This is a genomic window from Rathayibacter sp. SD072 (genome assembly GCF_017355185.1).
Taxonomy (GTDB): Bacteria; Actinomycetota; Actinomycetes; order Actinomycetales; family Microbacteriaceae; genus Rathayibacter.
The window spans coordinates 99,898-125,843 of record NZ_JADILJ010000005.1 but is presented as its reverse complement, the minus strand read 5'-3'; the positions used below and the strand labels follow the sequence as shown (position 1 = coordinate 125,843).

Sequence of the window (25,946 nt, the reverse complement as noted above, 5' to 3'; positions counted from 1 at the left end):
ATCCGCTCGAAGCGGCCGGATCCGGTCGCGACGCCCCGCACGCGCGCCTCGCCGAACACCAGCTGCGCGCGCTCCTCGGGGTCGTCGGCGTCGACGGGGACGTAGGCGGCGCCGGCCGCGAGGATCGCCAGGATCGAGAGGTAGAGCTCGCGCGATCCGCTCGGCATGCGGACGCCGACGCGGTCGCCGCGCTGGACTCCCGCCGCGGTCAGCTCGCCGGCCGCGCCGACGACGCGGGCGAGGAGCTCCCGGTAGCTGAGCGCTCCGGCCGCGTCCTCGAGCGCGGACGCGTCGGGGTGCAGTCGGGCCGTCTCGCGGAGGACATCGATGAGCGTCCGAGGCGGCGCCGCGAGGGCGCCGGCGTCGAGGTGGTCCTGCGCGAGGGTCGTCTCCACGTCCGGTCTCCGTTCCGGCCGAGCGAAGTGATCGCCACGGCCGGGGCGTCACGGTAGGACCACCGGGTGTCCGGCGGGTGAACACATCGTGCCCGGCAGCCGACCCGGCGTGCGGGCGGCCGCCGGGCACGGCGGGGGAGGCGGATCAGTGACCGACGGGCAGCGGCGCGTCGGACTCCGTCGGACGACGGACGAAGAACGCCGCGACGATCGCGAGGGTGGCGATGGACGCACCGCAGACGAAGGCCGCGTGGATGCCGCCCGCCGACGCGGCGACCTGGTCGGCGCCCTCGCGGGCGAGCGCGGCCGACTGGATCGAGAGCACCGTGACGAACAGCGCCGTGCCGGCCGCGCCTCCGAGCTGCTGCACGGTGCCGATGATGGCGCTGCCGTGCGAGTAGAACCGGGGCTTCACGGAGCCCAGTCCCGCTGTGAACAGCGGAGTGAAGACGAAGGCGAGTCCGAGGCTGAGGACGATGTGCAGCGTCAGGATGAACCAGGACGACGAGTTCTCGTCGAGGGCGGTGAAGCCCCACAGCGCGGCGGCGACGATCACGGAGCCGGGCACCAGCAGCACGCGCGGGCCGAAGCGGTCGTAGCCGCGGCCGACGAACGGCGCGAGCAGTCCCATCAGCAGGCCGCCCGGGAGCAGCAGCAGCCCGGTCTCGAGCGGGGTCAGGCCCAGGACGTTCTGCGTGTAGAGCGGCAGGAGGATCAGAGTGCCGAAGAGCGCCGACATGCTGACGGCCATCATCACGATCGCGATCGTGAAGCCGCCGGAGGTGAAGGTGCGGAGATCGAGCAGCGCGCGATCGGTCTTCTGCAGGGAGAGCTGGCGCGCGATGAAGCCCGCGAGGCCGATCGCCGCGACGACGAACGGCACCCACGGAGCGACGACCGCCTCGCCGCCCTCGCCGAGCGAGCTGAGACCGTAGACGAGTCCGCCGAATCCGAGCACCGAGAGCACGATCGAGAGACCGTCGACCGGGATCTTCCTCGGCTCCGTCACGTTCTCGACCTTGCGGAGGCCCAGGAGCAGCGCGCCGACGGCGATGGGGAGGACGATCCAGAACATCCAGCGCCAGCTGAGGAAGTTGAGGATGACGCCGGAGATGGTCGGGCCGACCGCGGGGGCGACGGAGATGACGATCGAGATGTTGCCCATCATCCGTCCGCGGATCGACGGCGGGACGAGCGTCATCACGGTGGTCATGAGCAGCGGCATCATGATCGCCGTGCCGCTCGCCTGCACGACGCGGGCGGCGAGCAGCACCTCGAAGGTGGGTGCGAGCGCGGCGCTGAGCGTGCCGAGGCTGAAGAGCGACATGGCGGCCGCGAAGAGGGTGCGTGTGTGCAGGCGCTGGATCAGGTAGCCGGTGATCGGGATCACGACGGCCATCGTCAGCATGAACGCCGTCGACAGCCACTGGCCGACGTGCGCCTCGACGCCGAAGTCGGCCATGAGGTCGGGCAGGGCCACGCTCATGATCGTCTCGTTGAGGATCACGACGAACGCCGACACCAGCAGCAGGCTGATGACGAGGCGGCTGCGCGGCTCGAGCACGGCCGACGGCGCCGGCGTGCGGTCTCGGGGTGCGGCGGACTCCCGCGTCTCGGGAAGGGTGCGCTCGGTCACAGGCGGTTCTCCGGTCGTGCGTCGTGTCGTGAAGGCTCCTGAAGGGCTCAGGAGCGGGTGCGCATCGCGGCGGCGCCGTCGGAACCGGATGCGGAGGTTCGAGGTGTCAGAACTCTCCCAGGTGCCCCCGACATTCCCGATCCTGCGACATCCGTCGCGGATCCGTGCGATCAGGTCCGCTCGACGACCTCGGCGAACGCCGATGCGGCCCGCTCGGCGTCCTCGGCGGACGACTCCGCTCCGAAGCTGAACCGCACGGCCGTCTGGGCGACAGCGGGCTCGATCCCCAGCGCCAGCAGCACCTCGGACGGCTCGTCCCGGCCCGCCGCGCAGGCCGAGCCGCTCGACACGACCACCCCGCGCTCCTCCAGCGCCAGCAGGATCGACTCGCCGCTGCGACCGGGCACCACGTAGGACGCGATGGACGGCAGCCGGTGCTGCACCGACCCCGTCGGCACCGCCCGCGGCACGAGCGAGGCGACGCGCCCGGCGAACGCGTCGCGCACCGCGGCGACGCGCTCGGACCTGAGCGGATCGAGCAGCGTCACCGCCGTGCCGAGCGCGACGGCGGACGCCACGTTCTCGGTCCCGGAGCGCCGCGAGCGCTCCTGCCCCCCGCCGTGCACCAGCGGCTCGAAGGCGAGGCGGCTGCGCAGCATCAGCGCGCCGACGCCCTTCGGGGCGCCGAGCTTGTGCCCCGAGATCGACACCGCGTCGGCTCCCATCGCGGGCAGGTCGACCCAGCCCGCCGCCTGCACCGCGTCGACGTGGAGCGGGATGCGCCGCTCGCGGCAGAGCGCGGCGACCGCCGGCACGTCCTGCACGGTCCCGATCTCGTTGCTGGCCGCCATGACCGACACCAGTGCCGTCTCCGGCGTCAGCAGCTCTGCGAGCGCCTCGAGATCGAGGCGTCCGTCGGAGTCGACAGGGGCGACGGCGACCTCGAACCCGTGCAGACGGCGCAGGAATCCGGCCGACTCCACCGTGGCCTCGTGCTCGATCGCCGAGATCACGATCCTCCGCCCGCGCGGATCGCCGAGGGCGATGCCCTTCACCGCGGTGTTGATCGACTCCGTGCCGCCCGAGGTGAAGAGCGTCTCGGAGGCGCGCCCGCCGAGGAACCGGGCGACGCGGCCGCGCGCCTGCTCGAGCGCGCGCGCCGCGGCGTCGCCCAGCGCGTGGCTGCTGGACGGGTTGCCGAACTCGCCGGTCAGGAACGGCCACATCGCCTCGAGCACCTCGCGGCGCACCGGCGACGTGGCGGCGTGGTCGAGGTAGATCACGGACGCGGCGCCTCGACCTCGATGTCGAGCCCCAGGTCGAGCGAGCGGACGCTGTGGGTCAGCGCACCGACCGAGATCACGTCGACGCCGGACTCGGCGATCGCGCGCACCGTCTCGAGGTTCACGCCGCCGCTGGCCTCGACGACCGCGCGGCCGCCGATCAGCGCGACACCCTGGGCGAGCTGCTCCGGAGTGAAGTTGTCGAGCATGATCGTGTCGGCCCCGCCCGCCAGCGCCGGCTCGATCTGGTCGAAGCGGTCGACCTCGACCTCGATGTGCGTGGTGTGCGGCACGGCCGCGCGGGCGGCCCGGAGCGCGGCGGTGAGGTCGATCCCGCGCTGGGCGAGGATCGCGAGGTGGTTGTCCTTCGCGAGGATCGCGTCCGACAGGGAGAACCGGTGGTTGCGTCCGCCGCCGCTGCGCACCGCGTGCCGCTCGAGGGCACGGAGCCCGGGGGTGGTCTTGCGGGTGTCGACGATCCGCGCCCGCGTGCCCTCGACCGCCTTCACGTAGTGGGCGGTCAGGGTGGCGATGCCGCTCATCCGCTGCACCAGGTTCAGTGCGACGCGCTCGCCGCGCAGCACGCCCGCGGCGGGGCCCGAGATCTCGGCGAGCAGGGCGCCGGCGGTGAACGAGGCCCCGTCCTCGACGAGGACGCTCGTCCGGATGCGGGAGTCGGCCTGCAGCATCGTGCCGACGAGGACGGCCCCGCCGCTGAAGACGCCGGGCTCGCGCGCGACCAGGCGCGCCGAGGCGGTGGCGTCGGCCGGGATCAGCGTCTCGGTCGTGATGTCGCCCCAGGGGGCGTCCTCCTCCAGCGCGAGGGTGACGAGGCGTTCGATGCTCTGACGGGTCAGCACGGGACGGCGACCTTTCTTCTTCCGGCGACGCGGTAAGCGGTCGCCTCGGTTCCGGGGTGGTCGGTGCGGTGGTGGGCGCCGCGGGACTCCGAGCGCGCGAGGGCCGCGTCGATCAGGGTCAGGCCGCACTCGACGAGGTTCGCGTCCTCGAGGGTGCGGAGCGAGAGGGGGGCGGCGACTCCGACGAGCGCGGAGCGAGCCGCCAGGAGCCCCGCCGCGTCGCGCGACACCCCGGCGCCCGCCCACAGGGCCGCCTGCAGCGCCGAGCGGTCGAGGGAGAGCGGAGTGACGGGGCGGGGTTCCGTCGCGGGAGCAGTCGCCGGGGCGGGCGCGTCCAGGGCCCGGGCCACCCGCCGGGCGAACACCACGCCCTCGAGCAGGCTGTTCGAGGCCAGCCGGTTCGCGCCGTGGACGCCGGTGCAGGCGACCTCGCCGACGGCGAAGAGCCCCGGGATGCTCGTGCGCCCGTCGAGATCGGTCGCGATGCCGCCCATCCAGTAGTGCGCGGCAGGCGTCACGGGCACGAGGTCCTCGGCGAGCGAGAGGCCGTTCGCCCGGCAGGCGGCCGAGATGCTCGGGAACCGCTTCGCGAGCACCGCGGGGTCGAGGTGCCGGGCGTCGAGGTGCACGGGCAGTCCGCCCTGCTGCCGCATCCGCTCGGCGATCGCCCGGGCGACGACGTCGCGGGGAGCGAGCTCGGCGTCGGGGTGCACGGCGGTCATGAAGCGCTCGCCCGCGGCGTCGCGCAGCACCGCTCCCTCGCCGCGGACGGCCTCCGAGACGAGGAAGCCGCCGGGCAGCGCGAGGGCGGTCGGGTGGAACTGGTAGAACTCCAGGTCCGCGGCTTCGGCTCCCGCGCGCAGAGCGGCGGCGAGCCCGTCGCCGGTGGCGACCTCGGGGTTCGTGGTGTGGCTGAACAGCCGGCCCGCGCCGCCGGTCGCGAGGACGACGGCGTCGGCGTCGATCCGCTCGACGGAGCCGCCCCGCAGCACGTCGGCCCCCACGATCGCGGCACCCCTGCGCACCAGATCCACGAGCGCGGTCCGCTCCATCACCATGACGGAGGCGGCGCGCACCGCGGACACGAGCGCCCCCTCGATCGCGGCGCCGGTCGCGTCACCGCCGGCGTGGAGGATGCGCGAGCGCGAGTGCGCCGCCTCGAGTCCGCGCGCGAGGTCGCCGCCGTCGCGGTCGAACGCGACCCCCCATGCCAGCAGCGCGGCCACGGCGGCGGGGCCCTCGGAGCAGAGCACCTCGACGGCCGAGCGCGAGCAGAGCCCGGCACCGGCGGTCAGGGTGTCCTCGACGTGCAGGGCGACGGAGTCGTCCGCGGCTGTGACCGCGGCGATCCCGCCCTGCGCCCAGCGCGTGCTCGACTCCTCGATCGCGCCCTTGGTGACCAGGACCACCTCGTGGCGGCGGGAGGCGAGCAGGGCGGTCACGAGCCCGGCGATGCCGCTGCCCACGACGACGACGCGCGACACGTCAGGCCGCCGTCGGAGCCGTCGGGCCGGTGGGCGGGACGGCCGCGAGCATCCGCTCGAGGGCGACCTTGGCCTCGGCCTGGACCGAGTCGTCGACCGAGATGCGGTTGTGGACGGTGCCCTCGACCAGCCCCTCGAGCACCCAGGCGAGGTAGCCGGGGTGGATGCGGTACATGGTCGAGCACGGGCAGACGACGTCGTCGAGGCAGAAGATCGTGTGCTGCGGGTACTGCGCGGCGAGGCGCTGCACGAGGTTGATCTCGGTGCCGATCGCGAAGGTCGTTCCCGCGGGGGCCGCCTGGATCGCCTTCACGATGTAGTCCGTGGATCCGTACTCGTCGGCGGCGTCGACGACCGCCATCGGGCACTCGGGGTGCACGATCACACGGACACCGGGGTGCTCGGCGCGCGCCTTCTCGATCTGCCCGACGGTGAAGCGCTTGTGCACCGAGCAGAAGCCGTGCCAGAGGATCACCTGCGCGTCCAGGAGGGTCTGCACGTCCGAGCCGCCCTGCGCCTTCCGCGGGTTCCACATGGGCATGCGTTCGAGCGGCACCCCCATCGCCTTCGCCGTGTTGCGACCGAGGTGCTGGTCGGGGAAGAAGAGCACCCTCTGCCCGCGCGCGAACGCGTCCTCGAGCACGGTCGCCGCATTGGAGGACGTGCAGACCACTCCGCCGTTGCGCCCGCAGAACGCCTTGAGCGCGGCGGAGGAGTTCATGTACGTGACCGGGATCAGCGGGACGCGCCCATCGGCGTCCGGCTCGGTGCCGTAGAGCTCGGTGAGCTCGGCCCACGCGTCCTCGACGGAGTCGATGTCGGCCATGTCGGCCATCGAGCAGCCCGCAGCGAGGTTCGGCAGGATCACTGCCTGGTCGGGCCGCGACAGGATGTCGGCGGTCTCGGCCATGAAGTGCACGCCGCAGAAGACGATCGCCTCAGCGTCGGGACGGCTCGAGACCGCCTTCGCGAGTTGGAAGGAGTCGCCCACGAAGTCGGCGTACTGCACGACCTCGTCGCGCTGGTAGAAGTGCCCCAGCACGACGACCCGCTCGCCGAGCGTCTGCTTCGCAGCGAGGATGCGGTGGTGCAGCTCGTCGGCGCTCGCCGCGGTGTACGCGTCGGGCAGGCGGCCCTGGACGGGAGCCTCGGCGGGGATCGGATCGGCCTGGGAGGCGCCGGGGCCGTAGGCGGGGAACCCGAGGTCGAACGACCAGGGCGCGTCGGCGAGCTCGGGGGCGCAGGTCTCGCCCGGGGCTCCGCGCTCGATGAGCTGGATGGTGCTGTCGACGGATGTCACGTGTCTCTCCTCGGATGGTGCGGACGGACGGGCGGTGCCGGTGCTCAGACCGGCAACGGCCCGTTGTCGACGAGTGCCACGGACTCGTCGTAGCGGTACAGCCGCGGAGGGCGGTGGCGGGTGCCCGCCAGGCGCTGCTCGGTGGGTACCACGGTCTTGGACGCCTCGATCGAGCGGCGGAAGTTCGCCGGATCGAGGGGCTTCTGCAGGACGGCCTCGTGCACCTCGCGCAGCTGGGCGAGGGTGAAGGTCCCGCCGAGGAAGGCCTGCGCGATGCGGGAGTACTCCATCTTGTTGCGCAGGCGCCACAGGGCGTAGTCGACGATCAGCCCGTGATCGAAGGCCAGCTCGAGCGGCAGGTCGGTGCACAGCCAGGTGACGTTCTCGCCCACGATCGCCTCGTCGGCCTCCGAGGTGCGCACGAGCGCCCAGTAGACGATCGAGACGACTCGGCGCTCGCCGGGGGAGCGGTCGGGCCCGCCCACGGCGTAGAGCTGCTCGAGGTAGCGCGGAGCGAGTCCGGTGGTCTCGCGGAGCGTCCGACGGGCGGCCTCGGCGAGGTCCTCGTCCGGGCGCAGCGGCCCGCCCGGCAGGGCCCACAGGCCCTCGAACGGCTCCCGGATCCGGCGGACGACCGGGATCCAGACGGTGCTCGCCCCGGTCTCGGGATGCGGGCGCAGCGCGAAGATGACGGTCGAGACCGCGAGCTGCGGTACGGCTGCATCCATGGCGGATCCCTACTAAGAGTCACACTGACTGTAAGTGCTGCGCCGAGCTTAGTGTCACTCCGACCCGAACACCAAACCCCAGGTCGGTCTCCGGGAGATTCCACTCCGGGACGGGACACGCCGAGGGAGCCGAACCGGAGTGGCATCTCGGGGGGAGGGGACAGCGCAAGCAGCACCCCGCTAGGGTGAGCGGACAACCGAATACCGGGCCGCATACGCGACGCGGGAGAGCCGACTCCGTCGGCACCGAAGGAGCAAGCCTCCCCGCCAATCTCTCAGGTCTTGTACCGCGTCGAACTGGCCACTCTGGAAATGCGTCGCGGAGCGACGAGCCGCCTGCGCGGTGCGATCACTCCGACGAGGCAGCCCACGGTGAAAGCGCCGCTCCGAGCGACGTGAACCTCTCAGGCATCCCGACAGAGGGGGAGTTCCCACGGCACTGCTGTGCCTCGCACCATCGACCTGTGCGGGCGCGTGCGCAGCACTGCGACGAATTGGAGAACTCATGTCCGAGAACCGAACGACCCCTCCCGCGGAGAGCCTTGCGCCGCGCTACTCCCCGCTGCACGACGTGCATGTGGCGGCGGGCGCCTCCTTCACCGACTTCGCAGGCTGGTGGATGCCGGTGCGCTACTCCGGCGATCTGGCCGAGCACCACGCGGTGCGCACCGCCGCCGGCCTCTTCGACCTCTCCCACATGGGCGAGATCCTGGTCGTCGGCCCCGAGGCGGTGGACGCGCTCGACTACGCCCTCGCGAGCGATCTGAGCGCCGTCCCTGTCGGCCGGGCGAAGTACACGCTGCTGCTCGACCGCACCGGAGGCGTCATCGACGACCTCGTCGTCTACCGCACGGGCGAGGACCGCTTCATGGTCGTCGCGAACGCCTCCAACCGGCACGTGGTCGCCGAGCAGCTGCGCGACCGCACGGCGATGTTCGACTGCGAGCTGTTCGACGAGAGCGACGACGTCGCGCTGATCGCGATCCAGGGCCCGAAGTCGCTCGAGATCCTGCAGAACGTGCAGGGCCTCGCCGTCGAGACGGAGCGGGGAACGGAGTCGGTGCTCGACACCGACGACGCCGCCCGCCTGCTCGAGGAGCTGCGCTACTACCGCGCGGTGCCGGCGACCTTCGAGGCGCATCCGATCCTGATCGCCCGCACCGGCTACACCGGCGAGGACGGCTTCGAGATCTACGTCGCCCCCGACACCGCCCCCGCCCTGTGGGAGGCGCTCGCCGAGACCGGAGCCGGAGCGGGTCTCGTCCCGGCCGGCCTCGCCGCTCGCGACACCCTCCGCCTCGAGGCCGGCATGCCGCTCTACGGCCACGAGCTCTCCCGCGAGATCTTCCCGGCGCAGGCGGGCCTGGGCCGCGTCGTCGCATTCGGCAAGCCGATCGACTTCGTCGGCCGCGCCGCCAGCGAGGAGGGCCCGGCCGGGGACGCCCCCGTGCTCGTCGGCCTCGTCGGCGAGGGGCGCCGCGCCGCCCGCGCCGACTACACCGTCTTCTCCGACAGCGGCGACGAGATCGGAGTCGTCACCAGCGGGGTCCTCTCGCCCACGCTCGGCGTCCCCATCGCCATGGCGTACGTCGCCCCCGCCCAGGCGCAGCCGGGCACCACCGTCTCCGTCGACATCCGCGGCAGCCGCCTCCCCATGACCGTCACCGCCCTCCCCTTCTACTCCAGAAAGAAGATCTGACATGGCCGTCCCCTCCGACCTGCAGTACACCTCCGATCACGAGTGGATCTCCGTCGACGGTGACGTCGCGACGGTGGGCATCACCGCCTACGCCGCGGACAAGCTCGGCGACGTCGTGTTCGTCGAGCTGCCCGACGCGGGCTCCCGCGTCGAGGGCGGCAGCGTCGTCGGCGAGATCGAGTCGACGAAGTCCGTGGGCGAGCTCTTCGCTCCGGTCGACGGCGAGGTCCTCGAGACCAACTCCGGAGTCGTCGACAGCCCCGAGCTCGTCAACTCCGACCCGTTCGGCGAGGGCTGGCTGATCAAGGTGCGCTTCGAGGCGCTGCCCGACGGCCTGCTCGACGCCGCGGCCTACGGCGAGCTGGTCGGAGAGTAGATGTCGACCCTCCGCACCCCCTCCGAGTTCGAGTCCCGCCACATCGGGACCGACGCCGACGCCCAGCGCACGATGCTGGCCGCCCTCGGCTACGACTCCGTCGACGCGCTGGTCACCGCCGCCGTCCCCGAGTCGATCCGCGTGCGCGACCTCGCGCCTGTGCTGCCCGCCCCTGCGACAGAGACCCAGGCGCTGGCCGAGCTGCGCGCCCTCGCCTCCCGCAACACGGTGCGCCGCCCCCTGATCGGCCTCGGCTACCACGGCACGCTGACGCCCGCGGTGATCAAGCGCAACGTCCTCGAGAACCCGAGCTGGTACACGGCCTACACGCCCTACCAGCCCGAGATCTCGCAGGGACGCCTCGAGGCGCTGATCAACTTCCAGACGATGGTGTCGGACCTCACCGGTCTCGACACCGCCGGCGCGTCGATGCTCGACGAGGGCACGGCCGTCGTCGAGGCGATGCTGCTCGCTCGCCGCGCGTCCAAGGCGCGCACGGACGTCTTCCTCGTCGACTCCGACGCGCTGCCGCAGACGCTCGCACTTCTGCGCGGCCGTGCCGAGGCGGTGGGCATCCGCATCGTCGAGCTGCCGCTCTCGCGCACCGACGCCGAGGACGTGCCCGAGTGCTTCGGCGCGCTCGTGCAGTACCCCGGCGCTTCCGGGCACCTCTGGGACCCCTCCGCCGTGCTGGCCGCGGTCACGGCCCACGGCGGCCTCGGAGTCGTCGCCGCCGATCTGCTCGCCCTCACCCTCGTCCGCTCGCCGGGCGAGCTCGGGGCGGACGTCGCGGTCGGCACCTCGCAGCGCTTCGGCGTCCCGATGGGCTTCGGCGGACCGCACGCCGGCTACCTGGCCGTCCGCAAGGGACTCGAGCGCCAGCTGCCCGGCCGCCTCGTCGGCGTCAGCCAGGACGCGGACGGCCACCCTGCCTACCGCCTGTCGCTCCAGGCCCGCGAGCAGCACATCCGCCGCGAGAAGGCCACGTCGAACATCTGCACGGCGCAGGTCCTCCTCGCCGTCATGGCGGCCATGTACGCGGTCTACCACGGTCCTGACGGCCTGGCGCGGATCGCGGAGCAGGTGCACTCGCGGGCCGCGCTGCTCGCGCGCCTCCTGCTCGACCGGGGCCACTCCCTCCGCCACGCCGACTTCTTCGACACCGTCGCGGTCGTCGTGCCGCACGGCGCGGAGGCGGCGGTCGCCCGCGCCCGCGACGCCGGCTTCGACGTGCGCCTCGTCGACGCCGACACCGTGGCGGTCTCGCTGGACGAGACCGTGACGACTGCCGAGGTCGTCGCACTCGCCGTCGCGATCGGCGACCTCGACTCGGCGCACGGCTTCCTCGCCGCCTCCTCGCGCTCGATCCCCGTCGCGCTCGAGCGCGCCACGCCGTTCCTCGTGCACCCGGTGTTCAACACGCACCGCAGTGAGACGTCGATGATGCGCTACCTCAAGCGCCTCGCCGACGCCGACTACGCGCTGGACCGCGGCATGATCCCGCTCGGCTCCTGCACGATGAAGCTCAACGCCGCCGCCGAGATGGAGGCGGTCAGCTGGCCCGAGTTCGCGAATCTGCACCCGTTCGCCCCCGAGGCCGACGTGCAGGGCTCGCTCGCCCTCATCGACCAGCTCGAGCGCTGGCTCGCGCACCTGACCGGCTACGACTCCGTCTCGCTGCAGCCCAACGCGGGCTCGCAGGGGGAGCTCGCAGGACTGCTCGCGATCCGCGGCTACCACCGCGCGAACGGCGACCTGGAGCGCACCGTCTGCCTCATCCCCTCGAGCGCGCACGGCACCAACGCCGCCAGCGCGGTGCTCGCGGGCATGCGGGTCGTCGTCGTCGCCTGCGACGAGCTCGGCAACGTCGATCTCGACGACCTGCGCGCCAAGATCGGCGAGCACGCCCCGGCCCTCGCGGCGCTCATGATCACGTACCCGTCGACGCACGGCGTCTACGAGCACGAGGTCTCCGAGATCTGCCGCCTCGTCCACGAGGCCGGCGGGCAGGTCTACGTCGACGGTGCCAACCTCAACGCGCTGCTGGGCTTCGCGCGCTTCGGCGACTTCGGCGGCGACGTCTCGCACCTCAACCTGCACAAGACGTTCTGCATCCCGCACGGCGGTGGCGGCCCCGGAGTCGGACCCGTCGCGGCCAAGGCGCACCTCGCGCCGTTCCTGCCCGGGCACCCGCTCGCCCAGCGCCTCGAGCACGCCCTGGGCCAGAACGGGGAGACGGTCGTGCACGGCGGCGTCCCGGTCTCGGCGGCCCCCTACGGCAGCCCCGGCATCCTCCCCATCTCGTGGGCGTACGCCCGGATGATGGGCGAGGACGGCCTGCGGGCCGCCACCGGCGCCGCCGTGCTCTCGGCCAACTACGTCGCCGCTCGCCTGCGCGAGCACTTCCCGGTGCTCTACACGGGCGAGAACGGCCTCGTCGCGCACGAGTGCATCCTCGACATCCGCCCGCTCACCGCGGCGACCGGAGTGACCGTGGACGACGTCGCGAAGCGCCTCGTCGACTACGGCTTCCACGCCCCGACCATGAGCTTCCCCGTCGCGGGAACGCTGATGGTCGAGCCGACCGAGAGCGAGGACCTCGCCGAGATCGACCGCTTCATCGACGCGATGATCGGCATCAAGGCCGAGGCCGACCGCGTCGGTGCGGGGGAGTGGCCGGTGGACGACAACCCGCTGCGCAACGCCCCGCACACGGCGGAGTGCCTGGTCACGGGGGAGTGGACGCACCCGTACTCGCGCGAGGAGGCGGTCTACCCCGTCCGCTCGCTCGTGCGCGGCAAGTACTGGCCGCCGGTCCGCCGCGTCGACCAGGCCTTCGGCGACCGCAACCTGGTCTGCGCCTGCCCGCCGATCGAGGCCTTCGCCTGATCGGCCCGGCGGTGCGTGTTCGCAACCGAGGCTGAGATGCGGGAGAGGGGCGTCCTGCCCGTCTTCCGCCTCGACCACCCTCGGTTGCGAACACGCACGGTCCTCCACACGACGTCGCTGTGGCGTGCAGTCCACGAATCGTCGCCGAACGCGCTGAGGTGATCTCGCATCGGGGGATCGTGATGCCGTGGAACGCCTCATGCATGTCCTGGCAGGACTCGACGGAGTCGCGACGACGGCGCAGCTCGCTCGCGCAGGAGTCGCGGCGCGCGCTGTGCGAGCGGCGGTGGACTCCGGAGCCGTCCTCCGGCTGAGACGCGGATGGTTCGCGCTTCCCACCCTTCCGCTCGACCAGCGCCGCGCCGTCGCGGCCGGCGGCGTGCTCAGCTGCGCATCGGGCCTGGACGCTCGCGGCCTCTGGGTGGTCGAGACGGGCCGACTGCACGTCGCCGTCCCGCCCCACTCCTCGGAGCGCCGAGGGAGCGACGGCCTGGTGCTGCACTGGCGCGCGTGGGAAGGGTGCGGTCCTGAGACGTCGTCGCTCGACGGCCTCCGCTCCTCGCTTCTCCATCTGCTCGCCTGCATCGACGGCGAGGACGCCCTCATGACCTTCGACAGCGCTGTGAACTCCGGCGCGATCGCTCTCGACGATCTCCTCGCACTCCGCGGTCTCGCGCCCACCGGCAAGCAGTGGGTGTTCGACGAGGTGGACCCCTCGTCCCAGTCCGGTCTGGAGACGAGGGTGCGCCGATGCGGTCGCCGGTCGGGGGTCCGCGTGAGGTCGCAGGTGCCGATCCCCCGGGTGGGGCGGGTGGACGTCCTCCTGGGGGAGCGGCTCGTGTTCGAACCCGATGGCCGCGCATTCCACTCCCGCTCGCACCAGCTGGAGGAGGACTACGGGCGGAGCCTCGAGCTGGCGGCTCAGGGGTACCTCTGCATCCGACTCTCGACCCGTCAGATCATCACCTCGTGGGAGCGGACCGAAGCCGTCATCAGGGGTTTCGTCCAGCGCAAGCCGCACCTCTGGACCGGCCGGCGCCACGGAGAGCGTCGGTGACCGAGGTCGATCGGCGGCAGAAGCCGGGACAACGCTCCTTTCGAAGCTCCGGCCCTCGGTTGCGTACAGGCTCGAGCTAGGAAGCGGGCTCCGGGGCCGCGAACAGCTCCGGCCAGAGCGCCACCGCCAGCGGATACCCCACGAACGACACGATGTCGATGATCGAGTGCGCGATCACGAGCGGCAGCGTGCGGCCGAAGCGCTGGTAGAACAGCCCGAACACGACGCCCATGATCACGTTGCCGATGAACGGCCCGATGCCCTGGTACAGGTGGTAGCTGCCCCGGAGCAGCGCGCTGGCGAAGAGGATCCGCCACCGCCCCCAGCCCAGATCCTGGAGTCGCGCGAAGAGGTAGCCGACGACGATCACCTCCTCCTGGATCCCGGCGCGGATCGCCGAGAGCACGAGCACGGGCACGGTCCACCAGTACGTGTCGAGCGGTGAGGCGACCACCGCCACGGTCACTCCGAGCGCGCGGCCGAGGGCGTAGAGCGCGATCCCCGGCGCACCGATCGCGACCGCGAGCACGGTCCCGGTACCGAGGTCGCGCAGCGGATGCCGGAGGTCGAGCCCCAGCCGCCCCAGAGGCCGTCCGGAGCTCTGCCAGAGCAGGAACGCGCAGAGCGCCACCGGGACCAGATCGAAGAACAGCGCCAGCAGCTGGTAGATCAGGTCGAACGCGGGCCGGTCGCTGAGCGCTCCGTTCAGCGTCGCCGTCTGCTCCGAGAGAGCGACGTCACGCGTCAGCCGGTTGGTGATCGACACGACGGAGTAGATCGCGGAGGCGCCGAGCGAGAGGCCCAGGACGAGCAGGATCTCTGTCCGGATCCGCCCTCGTGGCTGCATGGATCCTGTCAGCGTGGTGGACACTGCGTGGAGCTCCTCTGAATCGATGCGTTGCGCGAAGACGGCCCATCACGCAGGTTTCGTGCGGAATCGCGCAAGGATTCCACCTCCCGGTTACCGCTGTGTAACGGTTTCCACATGCTTTTGTGCAGATAGCGAGCCGATACATAGTCTCGTCGATGGCACTTGCGCGGGGGCCAACAGTCTCCCGTGCGCCGAGGCCGTCGCCACGCGCGCGGCGACCACAGCATCCGGGAAATCACTTCCCGTGCGCCCTCACACCACTGGAGGAATAGTGAAAATCAGACGTTTCGGCCTCGGAGCTCTGGCGCTCGTCGCCGCGAGCACCCTGGTCCTCGCCGGCTGCAGCAGCTCGAACGACGACGGTGGGGGAGATGCGGCCGGAGACTCGGCCGCGATCATCCTCACCAACGGCTCCGAGCCGCAGAACCCGCTGGTCCCGACCAACACCAACGAGGTCGGCGGCGGCAAGATCCTCGACGAGATCTTCGCCGGTCTCTACTACTACGACGCCGAGGGCGCGGCGCAGCCCGACCTGGCCGAGTCGGTCGAGTCGGACGACGCGCAGAACTACACCATCACGATCGAGCCCGGTCGCACCTTCACCAACGGTGAGGAGATCACGGCCCAGTCCTTCGTCGACGCCTGGAACTACGGCGCGAAGTACTCGAACGAGCAGCTCCAGAGCTACTTCTTCGAGGACATCGAGGGCTTCAGCTACGACGAGGACACCGAGCTCACCGGTCTGAAGGTCGTCGACGACACCACCTTCACCGTCGCGCTCTCGGCTCCCAAGTCGGACTTCCCGCAGCGCCTGGGCTACTCGGCCTACTACCCGCTGCCCAGCGTCGCCTACGACGACATGGACGCCTTCGGTGAGAACCCGATCGGCAACGGCCCCTACATGCTCGACGGCGAGGGCGCGTGGCAGCACGACGTCCAGATCGACCTGATCGTGAACCCCGACTACGACGGACCCCGCGTCCCGGTCAACGGCGGCATCACGATCACGTTCTACGCGACCCAGGACGCGTCGTACGCCGACCTGCTCGCGGGCAACGTCGACGTCATCGACCAGATCCCGGACTCCGCGTTCGGCACCTTCGAGAGCGACCTCGGCGACCGTGCGGTCAACCAGGCCTCCGCCGTGTTCCAGTCCTTCACCATCCCGGAGCGCCTCGAGCACTTCAGCGGTGAAGAGGGCAAGCTGCGCCGCCAGGCCATCTCGATGGCCTTCGACCGCGAGCAGATCACCGACGTCATCTTCGAGGGCACCCGCACCCCCGCCTCCGACTTCACCTCCCCGGTGATCGACGGCTGGAGCGACTCCCTCGAGGGCGCCGAGGTGCTCGAGTACAACCCCGACGAGGCGAAGAAGCTGTGGGCCGAGGCCGACGCGATCTCCCCGTGGACGGGCACCTTCTCGATCGCCTACAACGCCGACGGTGGACACCAGGGCTGGGTCGACGCCGTGTCGAACGCGGTCAAGAACACGCTCGGCATCGAGGCCGTGGGCGAGGCCTACCCGACCTTCGCCGAGGCGCGCACCAAGATCGTCGACCGCTCGATCGAGACCGCGTTCCGCACCGGATGGCAGGCCGACTACCCGGGTCTGTACAACTTCCTGGGCCCGCTGTACGCGACCAACGCCTCGTCGAACGACGGTGACTACTCCAGCGCCGAGTTCGACCAGCTCCTGGCCGACGGCTCGGCCGAGACCGACCTCGCGACCGCGAACGAGGACTACCAGAAGGCTCAGGAGGTCCTGCTCCAGGACCTCCCGTCGATCCCGCTCTGGTACGCCAACGTGACCGGCGGCTACAGCGAGACCGTGTCCGACGTAGAGTTCGGATGGAACTCGGTTCCGCTGTTCTACCAGATCACCAAGAGCTGACATCAGACACGACGGGCGCTTCGCCCGCGGGGACGGCACGACCGTTCCCGCGGGCGGAGCGCCTTGTTCGGTCACGATCGAATGAGGTCCACCATGCGACACCGGAACAGGCAGGGCTGACGTGCTCGCCTACATCGTCCGACGCATCCTGCAAGCCGTCCCCGTCCTGATCGGGACGACGTTCCTGATCTACTTCATGGTCTTCGCCATGCCGGGGAACCCCCTCCTCGCCCTCTTCGGCGACAAGACCCCGAACGCCGCGCTGCTCGCGCGCCTCGAGGAGCAGTACCACCTGAACGAGCCGTTCATCGTGCAGTACCTCTACTACCTCGGCGGCGTCGTCCGCGGCGACTTCGGCATCTCCTTCTCGGGCCAGTCGGTGAACGACATCCTCGCCCGCACGTTCCCGGTCACGCTCACCCTCGCCATGATGGCGATCGTCATCGAGATCGTCGTCGCTCTCACGATCGGCCTCATCAGCGGTCTGCGGAAGGGCTCGTTCTTCGACGCCAGCGCGCTCGTGGTGAGCCTCCTCCTGGTCTCGGTGCCGATCTTCGTGCTGTGCTTCATCGCGCAGTCCTTCTTCGCGGTGCAGCTGGGCTGGTTCTCACCGACGGTGGGCGGCTCGCCGACATTCGAGCGGCTCCTGCTCCCGGCCATCGTGCTCGCCCTGTTCGTCGTCGCCTCGGCCATCCGGCTCACCCGCGGCTCGGTCATCGAGACCGCGGGCTCCGACTTCGTGCGCACCGCGTACAGCAAGGGCCTCTCGCGCAAGCGCGTCGTGCCCGTGCACATCCTGCGCAACTCGCTGATCCCGGTCACGACCCAGTTCGGCGCCGACTTCGGCCTGCTGATCGTGGGCGCCACGGTCACCGAGGGCATCTTCAACGTTCCCGGAGTCGGGAACACGCTCTACCAGGCGATCATCCGAGGGGAGCGGCCGACCGTCGTCTCCTTCGTCACGGTCATGGTGCTGTTCTACCTCGTGGTGAACATCCTCGTCGACCTGCTCTACGCCGTACTCGACCCGAGGATCCGCTATGCCAAATGAGATGAACCGCGACGCCCCCCGTCGCATCGATCACTTCGTGGCACCGCTCGAGGAGACCCCGATCGCCTCGGTCGACGCCGTCTCGCTCGACGAGAAGCCCAGCAACCTCTGGACCGACGCCTGGCAGGACCTGCGCCGCCGGCCGATGTTCTGGATCTCCGGCGCCCTGATCGTGCTGATCGTCGCCGTCGCGCTGCTCCCGAACCTCTTCACCTCGATCGACCCCCGCGCCTGCGACCTCGGCTTCAGCAACCAGGGCCCCGGCGACGGCAGCCTCCTCGGCTACACGAAGCAGGGCTGCGACGTCTACGCGCGCATCGTCCACGGCACGTCGACGTCGCTCACGGTGGGTCTGATCGTCATCCTGATCACCACCATCACGGGTGTCATCGGAGGCGCGCTCGCCGGCTTCTTCGGCGGCTGGGTCGACACCGTGATCATGCGCGCGGGCGACATCTTCTTCTCGATCCCCTACATCCTCGCCGCCGTCGTCATCATGTCGGTCTTCTCGGCCCACCGGAACGTGTTCGTCATCGCCCTGGCGATCGGCGCGTTCGCGTGGCCGACCACGGCCCGCGTCCTGCGGTCCGAGGTCCTGCGGGTCAAGCAGTCGGACTTCGTCGGAGCGGCGACCGCCACGGGTCTGTCCCGCATGGCGATCCTGTTCCGCCACGTCATGCCCAACTCCATCGCCCCCGTGATCGTCGTCACGACGATCTCGCTCGGCGCAGCCATCACCGCGGAGGCGACCCTGTCGTTCCTCGGCGTCGGCCTCCCCGGCTCCGTGATGTCGTGGGGCAACGACATCAGCCAGGCCCAGCGCGACCTGCGGACCAACCCGCAGACGCTGATCTACCCGTCCGCCGCGCTGACCATCACCGTGCTGAGCTTCATCCTCATGGGCGAGGCCCTGCGCGACGCGCTCGACCCGAAGGCGAGGGCCCTCCGATGACCGACTCGACCACTCCGAAGGGGCCCCTGCTCCAGGTCACCGACCTCGAGGTCGGCTTCCAGACCGGCAGCGGCCTGGTGCCCGCCCTGCGCGGCGTCAGCCTCACGATCGAGCACGGCCAGACCGTCGCGATCGTGGGGGAGTCCGGTTCGGGCAAGTCGACGACCGCCGCGGCGATCATCGGCCTGCTCCCCGGTTCCGGCAAGGTCACCGGCGGCTCCGTGCTCTTCGACGGGAAGGACCTCGCGAAGGCGACGCGCTCCGAGCTCGAGGACATCCGCGGCCGCCGCATCGGCTACGTGCCGCAGGACCCGATGTCGAACCTCAACCCCGTGTGGTCGGTCGGCTTCCAGGTCGAGGAGACCATCCGGGCGAACGGTCTCGCGACCGGCCGCAAGGAGGTGCGCGCCAAGGCGATCGAGGTGCTGCAGAACGCCGGTCTCGCCGACGCCGAGAAGCGGCTGAAGCAGTTCCCGCACCAGTTCTCCGGAGGCATGCGGCAGCGCGTCCTGATCGGCATCGGCCTGGCCGCGGCGCCCCAGCTCCTCATCGCCGACGAGCCGACCTCGGCGCTCGACGTGACGGTCCAGCGGCGGATCCTCGACCACCTCGAGACGCTGACGAAGACCGACGGCACCGCGCTGCTCTTCATCACGCACGACCTCGGCCTCGCCGCCGAGCGCGCCGAGAAGCTCATCGTCATGTACAAGGGCCGCATCGTCGAGTCCGGCGCCTCGGTCGAGGTGCTGCAGAACCCGCAGCACCCCTACACGCAGCGCCTGATCGCCGCGGCTCCGAGCCTCGCCTCGCGCCGCATCCAGTCGACCGCCGGAGCCGCGAAGGAGTCGGTGCCCGGCGAGTCCGCCGCCGTCGCCGAGGTCGACCTCGTCCGCGCGGCGGGCACCCACACGGGCGCCCCCGCGACGACGAAGCCGATGATCGAGGTCGAGAACCTGACCAAGGTCTTCAAGATCCGCCGCGGCGGGCTGAAGGCCGAGGACTTCACGGCCGTGGACGACGTCTCGTTCTCGATCCCCAAGGGCACCACCACCGCCCTCGTGGGCGAGTCGGGCTCGGGCAAGTCGACGATCGCGCGCCTCGTGCTCGGTCTCGAGACCGCCACCAAGGGGGCCATCTCGATCGACGGTCGTCGCACCGAGAAGCTCCGCGGCAAGGAGATGCTGGCGCTGCGCCGCTCGATGCAGCCCGTGTTCCAGGACCCGTACGGCTCGCTCGACCCGCTGCACAACATCGGCAACACGATCTCGGAGCCGCTGCGGGTGCACAAGGTCGGCGACCGCGCTTCGCAGCGCGAGCGAGTCTTCGAGCTGCTCGACCAGGTCTCGCTCCCGCGCGTCATCGCCGGGCGCTACCCGAACGAGCTCTCCGGTGGTCAGCGCCAGCGCGTCGCCATCGCCCGGGCACTCGCGCTCAAGCCCGAGATCGTCGTGCTCGACGAGGCCGTCTCGGCGCTGGACGTGCTCGTGCAGGCGCAGATCCTCCGCCTTCTCGCGGATCTGCAGGCCGAGCTCGGGCTGACCTACCTGTTCATCACGCACGACCTCGCCGTGGTCCGCGTGATCGCGGACGACGTCTGCGTGATGCAGAAGGGCCGCATCGTCGAGCACGCCCCGACCGACACGGTGTTCGACTCGCCGCAGCAGGAGTACACCCGCGAGCTGCTCGCGGCGATCCCCGGCGCCGGCATCGAGTTCGCCGTCTGATCCGCCGCCGCGAGGGCCCCGTTCCGCGCCCGAGAGTCCCGTGTTCCGCGGGGTGATCGGACCGGATCGGGGCCCTCCGTCGTTCCGCGGCGCGCCTGCGGTACGATGGAGGGTCCCCCTTCATGCACGAGAACACGAGACGAGTCCGTTCACATGGCAAGTGCCACCCGCTCCGACCTGCGCAACGTCGCGATCGTCGCCCACGTCGACCATGGCAAGACCACCCTGGTCGACGCCATGCTCAAGCAGACGAACTCCTTCGACGCGCACGCCCACGTGGACGAGCGCGCGATGGACTCGAACGAGCTCGAGCGCGAGAAGGGCATCACGATCCTCGCGAAGAACACCGCGGTCTCGTACCGCGGCAAGCACGCGACCGAGGGCCCCATCACGATCAACGTGATCGACACCCCGGGCCACGCCGACTTCGGCGGCGAGGTCGAGCGCGGCCTGTCGATGGTGGACGGCGTCTGCCTCCTCGTCGACGCGTCCGAGGGCCCCCTCCCGCAGACCCGCTTCGTGCTCCGCAAGGCGCTCGAGGCCAAGCTGCCCGTGATCCTGCTGGTCAACAAGACCGACCGCCCCGATGCGCGCATCGACGAGGTCGTCGCCGAGAGCCAGGACCTGCTCCTCGGCCTCGCCTCCGACATGGCGGACGACGTCCCCGACCTCGACCTCGACGCGATCCTCGACGTCCCCGTCGTCTACGCATCCGGCAAGGCGGGCCGCGCCTCCTCCAACAAGCCCGAGAACGGCACGCTGCCCGACGCGGAAGACCTCGAGCCGCTGTTCGAGGCGATCCTCAAGCACATCCCGGCGCCGACCTACGACGACGAGGCGCCCCTCCAGGCCCACGTCACGAACCTCGACGCCTCGCCGTTCCTCGGCCGCCTCGCCCTGCTGCGCGTCTTCAACGGCAACATCAAGAAGGGCCAGACCGTCGCCTGGGTCCACCACGACGGCACCCACACCACCGCCCGCATCACCGAGCTGCTGATCACGAAGGCGCTCGACCGCTACCCGGCCGAGTCCGCCGGCCCCGGCGACATCGTCGCGATCGCGGGCTTCCCCGAGATCACCATCGGCGAGACCATCGCCGACCCGGAGGACATCCGCCCGCTGCCGGCCATCACGGTCGACGACCCGGCGATCTCGATGACCATCGGCACCAACACCTCGCCGCTCGTCGGCAAGGTCAAGGGCCACAAGCTCACCGCGCGCATGGTCAAGGACCGCCTCGACCGCGAGCTCATCGGAAACGTGTCGCTCAAGGTCCTCGACATCGGCCGCCCCGACTCGTGGGAGGTCCAGGGCCGCGGCGAGCTCGCGCTGGCGATCCTCGTCGAGCAGATGCGCCGCGAGGGCTTCGAGCTCACCGTCGGCAAGCCCCAGGTGGTCACCCGCCAGGTCGACGGCAAGACGCACGAGCCGTTCGAGCACCTGACGATCGACGCCCCCGAGGAGTACCTCGGCGCCATCACGCAGCTCCTCGCCGCCCGCAAGGGCCGTATGGAGAACATGGCGAACCACGGCACCGGCTGGGTCCGCATGGAGTTCATCGTCCCCTCGCGCGGTCTGATCGGCTTCCGCACCGAGTTCCTCACCACCACGCGCGGCACCGGCATCGCGAACGCGATCCTGCACGGCTACGAGCCGTGGGCCGGCGCCATCGTCACCCGCAACAACGGCTCGATCGTGGCCGACCGCACCGGTGTCGTCACTCCGTTCGCCATCATCGCGCTCCAGGAGCGCATGACCTTCTTCGTGAACCCCACGGAAGAGGTCTACGAGGGCATGGTCATCGGCGAGAACTCGCGCAACGACGACATGGACGTGAACATCACCAAGGAGAAGAAGCTGACCAACATGCGTCAGTCCACCTCCGACACGTTCGAGTCGATGACGCCGTCGCGTCAGCTGACGCTCGAGGAGTGCCTCGAGTTCGCCCGCGAGGACGAGTGCGTCGAGGTCACCCCCGAGATCGTGCGCATCCGCAAGGTCGAGCTCGACGCCAACGCGCGCGCCCGTCAGACCAGCCGTCTGAAGAAGCAGGGCTGATCCGGTCGGGCGCCCTGCGCGCCCGCTCGGCTCGAGACCGGTCGGAGGTCCACCTCCGGCCGGTCTTCTGCGTCTCGTCCCCCCTGCCCGTCGAGTAGCCGCGCAGCGGCGTCTAGAGACCCGCGTGCTCCGGGGGTCGCGGATCTCGATACGGCCGCTGCGCGGCCTACTCGATCAGCGGGGAGGGGCGCCCCCTCTGCGTCAGGCGAAGAGCGCCGACCCCACGAAGTCGCCCTCGCCCCGCGCGCCGGGCGGCACCGCGAAGACCGCCGAGCCGACGTGCTTGATGTACTCGTTCAGCGCGTCCTCCGAGAGCGAGCGCTGCACCGTGACGAACTGCTCCGGCGACCGCTGGAACGACAGGAAGAACAGCCCCGCGTTCAGTCGCCCGAGCTCGTCGTTGCCGTCGACGAAGTTGTAGCCGCGACGCAGGAGCCGCGCTCCGTTGTTGACGGAGGGATGCGCGAGGCGAACATGGGAGGCCTCGTCGACGAGCGGCGCCCCCGTGGCGCCGGTCGCGGCGAAGTCCGGCTCGGCGAACTCGTCGCCGCCCGAGAGGGGCGCTCCCGAGCCCTTGCTGCGGCCGATCACGCGCTCCTGCTCGCCGAGCTGGCTGCGGTCCCACGTCTCGATGATCATGCGGATCTTGCGCGCCACGAGGTAGCTGCCGCCGACGAGCCAGTCCGGCCCGTCCGACTCCTGCACCCAGACGTGCTCCTGGACCGCATCGGTCTCCTCCGACTTCACGTTGGCCGTGCCGTCCTTGAACCCGAACAGGTTCCGCGGAGTGGCCTGCGCCGTCGACGTGGAGGACGTGCGGCCGAAGCCCAGCTGCGACCAGCGCAGCGACGCCCGTCCGAAGGCGATGCGGCTGAGGTTGCGGATCGCGTGCACCGCGACCTGCGGGTCGTTCGCGCAGGCCTGGATGCAGAGATCGCCGCCGCTCGCAGCCGGGACGAGCGCGTCGCCCCGGAACCGGGGGAGCGTCTCGAGGGCGGGCGGCCGCCGGTCCGCGATCCCGAAGCGATCGACGCCGTCCGCGTCCGCGAAGAGGCCGGGGCCGAAGCCGAAGGTGATGGTCAGAGCTGTCGCGTCGAGCCCCAGCGCCTCGCCCGTGTCGTCCGGAGGGGCGGTGTCGGGGCCGCCCACGGCGCCCTCCTCGCTGACGTCGAGCCCGCGTGTCAGGCGCGACGCCGCGAGCGTCCAGTCCTGCAGCAGCTCGATCAGGTCCTCGCGCGAGGTGCCCGAGGCGACGTCGAAGGCCGCGAAGTGGAGCCGGTCCTGCGCCGCGGTCGTGATGCCGGCCTGATTCGCGCCGAAGAACGGCACGGTGCTCGACGCCCCGGAGGCGGTGGCGCTCGTCGCGGAGGCGACGGCGACGGAACCGCCCACTCCCGCCGCGATGCCGGCCGTCCCCGCGGAGACGAGGCCGAGCAGCCCGCGCCGCGACAGGCGGCGGGGCTGCTCGACGGGGTCGGCGGTGTCGGAGTCGACGTCGGCCGCGGCGTTCTGCTCGTCGTCCATCTACTCCGTGGGCTCCTCGACGCCGAGCACGGTGTGGGTCAGCTGCGAGAGCGGCTCGGACAGGGCGTTCACCTGGTCCGAGAGCTCCTTCTTCTGCTCGTCGGTCACCGAGGAGTAGGAGACGAAGCCGGCGTCGATCGAGCCGTACTGGGCGAGCAGCGCGTCGAGGGCGGTGAACTGGGCCGTGATGTCGGCGGTCAGGTCGGCGCCCTCGTCGCCCGACGCGGTGGCGATGGGCTCGACGTTGCCGAAGGCCACCTCGGCGCCCTGGACGTTCGCGGCGAAGTCCATCAGGTCGGTGCCCGACCACCAGTCCTCCTCGCCGGTGATCTTGCCGGCGGCGACCTCGTCGAGCAGCGCGATGGCGCCGTTCGAGATGTCGCCCACCGTGACGGTGAAGTCGTCGGCGTTCACGAGGTCGTAGAGGCTCTGCACGTCGTCCACGAGACCCCGGCCGAACTCGGCGCGCTGCTCGGGAGTCGACGGAGCCCAGTCGAGGTACGCGCTGGTGCCGTCGGAGTTGAGCGCGTCCTGCGCCGGGACCCACAGGTCCTTCTCGATGCGGTGGAAGCCCGTCCAGTCCAGTCCCTCCGCGACCGCGTCGACCTCGCGGTAGTCGATCTTCGGGTCGAGGTCGCCGAAGGCCTCCGCGGTCGGCTCGATGCGCTCGTAGAAGACGCGGGTCGAGGCGAAGAGGCCCCGGGCCGTCTCGTCGTCGCCGGCGGTGTAGGCGTCGGCGAAGGCCTGCACAGCGGGAAGGAGCTCGCCCGCCTGGGACTTCACGTAGGCGACGTAGTTGGTGACGGCCGCCTCGGTCGCCGCCTTCTCGTCGGCTGACTGCTCGGTCGCCTCGCCGGTGACCGTGAACTCCGCCAGTCCCACGGGAGCACCGACCTGCTGGAATTTGCACGCGGTGTAGTAGGTGCCCGGCTCGAGCTGGGCGACGTACGACACCGTCTGGCCGGGAGTGACGTTCTCCTTCTCGCCGACGATGCGCAGCTTGTCGTCAGCGAGGATCTCGAACTCGTTGACGTCGGAGCCGTCGTTCGCGAGCGAGAAGGTGACGGCGCCGGCCTCGGCGGTCGCGGCCGAGACATCGCACGACTCGTCGCTGATCGCGACGCCGAGAGCCGCGGACGAGGAGGCGGCGGTGTTCGGGACGCAGCCCGAGAGCGCGAGCGCGAGGACACCGGCGCCGGCGAGGCCGGACAGGGCGCGGGGGAGCGGGGAGCGACGGGGGAGTGCGCGCGAGGGCATGGTTCTCCTGGAGTAGAGGGCAGGACGCACCGGCGGAGCCGGAGTCAGACGGAGGTGGGAGCGGGGGTCGCGACCGGGGCCGCGCTGCCCCGACGCGGTCGGCGGAGCCGGACCTGGCGGACGAAGAGCAGGCCGACGACGGCGAGGTAGAGCAGCCATGCGGCGAACTGCAGCGCGGTCGGCTCGGGGGTGTAGTTGAAGAGCCCGCCGAGGATCGCGGCGATCGGTGCGGGAACCACGGGGCCGAGGCTGAAGAGCGGAGCGCCCCAGCCGGGCAGCAGGGCCGCCTCCTGCAGGTCGCCGACGCCGTACGAGAGCACGCCTGCGGCGACCAGGATGAGGAAGCCGCCGGTCCAGGTGAAGAACCGGCCGAGATCGATCCGGACGAAGCCGCGGAAGATCAAGTAGGCGATGACGACCGCCGAGAGGATGCCCAGGAGTGCGCCGATCGTGCCGATCCAGGCGTCCGCCCCCGAGGAGGCGCTGCTCGAGGACACGCTCGCCCAGACGAACAGGGCGGTCTCGATGCCCTCGCGACCCACGCTGACGAAGCCGAGGACCACGATGCCGAGGGCGGATCCGCCGACGGCCGCATCGAGCCGCGACTCCAGCTCGCCCTTCAGACTGCGGGCGTTCGCGCCCATCCAGAAGATCATCCAGGTGACGAGCCCGACCGCGAGGATCGAGAGCCCGCCGCCGAGCAGCTCCTGCGCCTGGAAGGACAGACCGTACGGTCCCCACGTGAGGATCGCCCCGGTCACGAGCGAGATCGCGACGGCCGCGGCGATGCCGGTCCACAGGCGCGGCAGCACGTCGCGGCGCCCGAGCTTGGTCAGGTAGGCGACGAGGATGCCGACCACGAGACCCGCTTCGAGGCCTTCGCGGAGGCCGATGAGGTAATTTGCGAGCAC

Annotated in this window: 20 protein-coding genes and 1 riboswitch; of the genes, 9 read left to right on the top strand and 11 right to left on the bottom strand. The window is 71.0% G+C overall.

What is annotated here, in order from left to right:
- From IOC53_RS03660 to IOC53_RS03630, 7 genes are all read right to left on the bottom strand, one after another.
- The coding region (locus IOC53_RS03660; protein ID WP_207403030.1) for an AMP-binding protein at positions 1-395 on the bottom strand (395 nt) is incomplete at its 3' end.
- 145 nt (positions 396-540) lie between these two features.
- On the bottom strand, positions 541-2,031 hold the full coding sequence (locus IOC53_RS03655) for a DHA2 family efflux MFS transporter permease subunit (RefSeq protein WP_207403029.1): 1,491 nt from the start codon (positions 2,029-2,031) through the stop codon (positions 541-543).
- Positions 2,032-2,201: 170 nt separating this feature from the next.
- Positions 2,202-3,314: a cysteine desulfurase family protein gene (locus IOC53_RS03650; RefSeq protein ID WP_207403028.1), complete on the bottom strand. Its 1,113-nt coding sequence runs from the start codon at positions 3,312-3,314 to the stop codon at positions 2,202-2,204.
- On the bottom strand, positions 3,311-4,174 hold the full coding sequence (gene nadC / locus IOC53_RS03645; protein WP_207403027.1) for a carboxylating nicotinate-nucleotide diphosphorylase: 864 nt from the start codon (positions 4,172-4,174) through the stop codon (positions 3,311-3,313). Before nadC ends, IOC53_RS03650 begins: the two co-directional genes overlap by 4 nt.
- Complete coding sequence (gene nadB / locus IOC53_RS03640; RefSeq protein WP_207403026.1) at positions 4,168-5,658, bottom strand: L-aspartate oxidase; 1,491 nt, start codon at positions 5,656-5,658, stop codon at positions 4,168-4,170. Before nadB ends, nadC begins: the two co-directional genes overlap by 7 nt.
- A gap of 1 nt (position 5,659) precedes the next feature.
- Complete coding sequence (gene nadA, locus IOC53_RS03635) at positions 5,660-6,958, bottom strand: quinolinate synthase NadA (protein WP_207403025.1); 1,299 nt, start codon at positions 6,956-6,958, stop codon at positions 5,660-5,662.
- A 44-nt stretch (positions 6,959-7,002) separates the two neighbouring features.
- Positions 7,003-7,686, bottom strand: coding sequence for an NUDIX domain-containing protein (locus tag IOC53_RS03630; protein ID WP_207403024.1), 684 nt, complete (start codon positions 7,684-7,686; stop codon positions 7,003-7,005).
- A gap of 213 nt (positions 7,687-7,899) precedes the next feature.
- Positions 7,900-7,986: riboswitch (glycine riboswitch) on the top strand.
- Positions 7,987-8,191: 205 nt separating this feature from the next.
- On the opposite strand from IOC53_RS03630, the gene gcvT reads away from it, so the two are divergent.
- The 4 genes from gcvT (at position 8,192) to IOC53_RS03610 (ending at position 13,707) form a co-directional block, all read left to right on the top strand.
- The gene (gene gcvT, locus IOC53_RS03625) at positions 8,192-9,385 is read left to right on the top strand and encodes a glycine cleavage system aminomethyltransferase GcvT (RefSeq protein ID WP_207403023.1); all 1,194 of its coding nucleotides are present in this window, start codon (positions 8,192-8,194) and stop codon (positions 9,383-9,385) included.
- Between the two features lies 1 nt (position 9,386).
- Positions 9,387-9,761: a glycine cleavage system protein GcvH gene (gene gcvH, locus IOC53_RS03620; protein ID WP_207403022.1), complete on the top strand. Its 375-nt coding sequence runs from the start codon at positions 9,387-9,389 to the stop codon at positions 9,759-9,761.
- Positions 9,762-12,650, top strand: coding sequence for an aminomethyl-transferring glycine dehydrogenase (gene gcvP / locus IOC53_RS03615; RefSeq protein WP_207403021.1), 2,889 nt, complete (start codon positions 9,762-9,764; stop codon positions 12,648-12,650).
- 199 nt (positions 12,651-12,849) lie between these two features.
- The gene (locus IOC53_RS03610) at positions 12,850-13,707 is read left to right on the top strand and encodes an endonuclease domain-containing protein (RefSeq protein ID WP_207403020.1); all 858 of its coding nucleotides are present in this window, start codon (positions 12,850-12,852) and stop codon (positions 13,705-13,707) included.
- A gap of 76 nt (positions 13,708-13,783) precedes the next feature.
- Here the strand turns inward: IOC53_RS03610 and IOC53_RS03605 are convergent, their stop codons facing one another.
- Positions 13,784-14,554, bottom strand: coding sequence for a CPBP family intramembrane glutamic endopeptidase (locus IOC53_RS03605; protein WP_207403019.1), 771 nt, complete (start codon positions 14,552-14,554; stop codon positions 13,784-13,786).
- Positions 14,555-14,849: 295 nt separating this feature from the next.
- Here IOC53_RS03605 and IOC53_RS03600 point away from each other — a divergent pair, with 295 nt between their 5' ends.
- The 5 genes from IOC53_RS03600 (at position 14,850) to typA (ending at position 22,254) form a co-directional block, all read left to right on the top strand.
- On the top strand, positions 14,850-16,469 hold the full coding sequence (locus tag IOC53_RS03600) for an ABC transporter substrate-binding protein (protein ID WP_307786056.1): 1,620 nt from the start codon (positions 14,850-14,852) through the stop codon (positions 16,467-16,469).
- A 121-nt stretch (positions 16,470-16,590) separates the two neighbouring features.
- On the top strand, positions 16,591-17,520 hold the full coding sequence (locus tag IOC53_RS03595) for an ABC transporter permease (RefSeq protein ID WP_107574894.1): 930 nt from the start codon (positions 16,591-16,593) through the stop codon (positions 17,518-17,520).
- The gene (locus IOC53_RS03590; RefSeq protein WP_242682847.1) at positions 17,510-18,472 is read left to right on the top strand and encodes an ABC transporter permease; all 963 of its coding nucleotides are present in this window, start codon (positions 17,510-17,512) and stop codon (positions 18,470-18,472) included. The genes IOC53_RS03595 and IOC53_RS03590 overlap by 11 nt, the downstream gene beginning before the upstream one ends.
- Positions 18,469-20,196: an ABC transporter ATP-binding protein gene (locus IOC53_RS03585; RefSeq protein WP_207403017.1), complete on the top strand. Its 1,728-nt coding sequence runs from the start codon at positions 18,469-18,471 to the stop codon at positions 20,194-20,196. The genes IOC53_RS03590 and IOC53_RS03585 overlap by 4 nt, the downstream gene beginning before the upstream one ends.
- A 153-nt stretch (positions 20,197-20,349) precedes the next feature.
- Complete coding sequence (typA, locus tag IOC53_RS03580; protein WP_207403016.1) at positions 20,350-22,254, top strand: translational GTPase TypA; 1,905 nt, start codon at positions 20,350-20,352, stop codon at positions 22,252-22,254.
- Between the two features lie 201 nt (positions 22,255-22,455).
- Here the strand turns inward: typA and efeB are convergent, their stop codons facing one another.
- Genes efeB through efeU form a run of 3 tightly spaced genes read right to left on the bottom strand, consistent with a single transcriptional unit; the run spans position 22,456 to position 25,946 of the window.
- Positions 22,456-23,778, bottom strand: a complete 1,323-nt coding sequence (efeB, locus tag IOC53_RS03575; protein WP_207403015.1) for an iron uptake transporter deferrochelatase/peroxidase subunit — start codon at positions 23,776-23,778, stop codon at positions 22,456-22,458.
- A complete protein-coding gene (gene efeO, locus IOC53_RS03570) occupies positions 23,779-25,035 on the bottom strand; it encodes an iron uptake system protein EfeO (RefSeq protein ID WP_207403014.1) in 1,257 nt (418 codons plus the stop codon).
- Positions 25,036-25,079: 44 nt separating this feature from the next.
- Complete coding sequence (gene efeU / locus IOC53_RS03565; protein ID WP_207403013.1) at positions 25,080-25,946, bottom strand: iron uptake transporter permease EfeU; 867 nt, start codon at positions 25,944-25,946, stop codon at positions 25,080-25,082.

Bases quoted from the DNA above. Each gene is read 5' to 3' on its own strand.
- gcvH (WP_207403022.1), top strand. From the start codon at position 9,387: ATGGCCGTCCCCTCCGACCTGCAGTACACCTCCGATCACGAGTGGATC.
- efeB (WP_207403015.1), bottom strand. From the start codon at position 23,778: ATGGACGACGAGCAGAACGCCGCGGCCGACGTCGACTCCGACACCGCC.
- gcvT (WP_207403023.1), top strand. From the start codon at position 8,192: ATGTCCGAGAACCGAACGACCCCTCCCGCGGAGAGCCTTGCGCCGCGC.
- efeO (WP_207403014.1), bottom strand. From the start codon at position 25,035: ATGCCCTCGCGCGCACTCCCCCGTCGCTCCCCGCTCCCCCGCGCCCTG.
- gcvP (WP_207403021.1), top strand. From the start codon at position 9,762: ATGTCGACCCTCCGCACCCCCTCCGAGTTCGAGTCCCGCCACATCGGG.
- IOC53_RS03585 (WP_207403017.1), top strand. From the start codon at position 18,469: ATGACCGACTCGACCACTCCGAAGGGGCCCCTGCTCCAGGTCACCGAC.
- typA (WP_207403016.1), top strand. From the start codon at position 20,350: ATGGCAAGTGCCACCCGCTCCGACCTGCGCAACGTCGCGATCGTCGCC.
- IOC53_RS03590 (WP_242682847.1), top strand. From the start codon at position 17,510: ATGCCAAATGAGATGAACCGCGACGCCCCCCGTCGCATCGATCACTTC.
- IOC53_RS03610 (WP_207403020.1), top strand. From the start codon at position 12,850: ATGCATGTCCTGGCAGGACTCGACGGAGTCGCGACGACGGCGCAGCTC.
- IOC53_RS03630 (WP_207403024.1), bottom strand. From the start codon at position 7,686: ATGGATGCAGCCGTACCGCAGCTCGCGGTCTCGACCGTCATCTTCGCG.
- IOC53_RS03605 (WP_207403019.1), bottom strand. From the start codon at position 14,554: ATGCAGCCACGAGGGCGGATCCGGACAGAGATCCTGCTCGTCCTGGGC.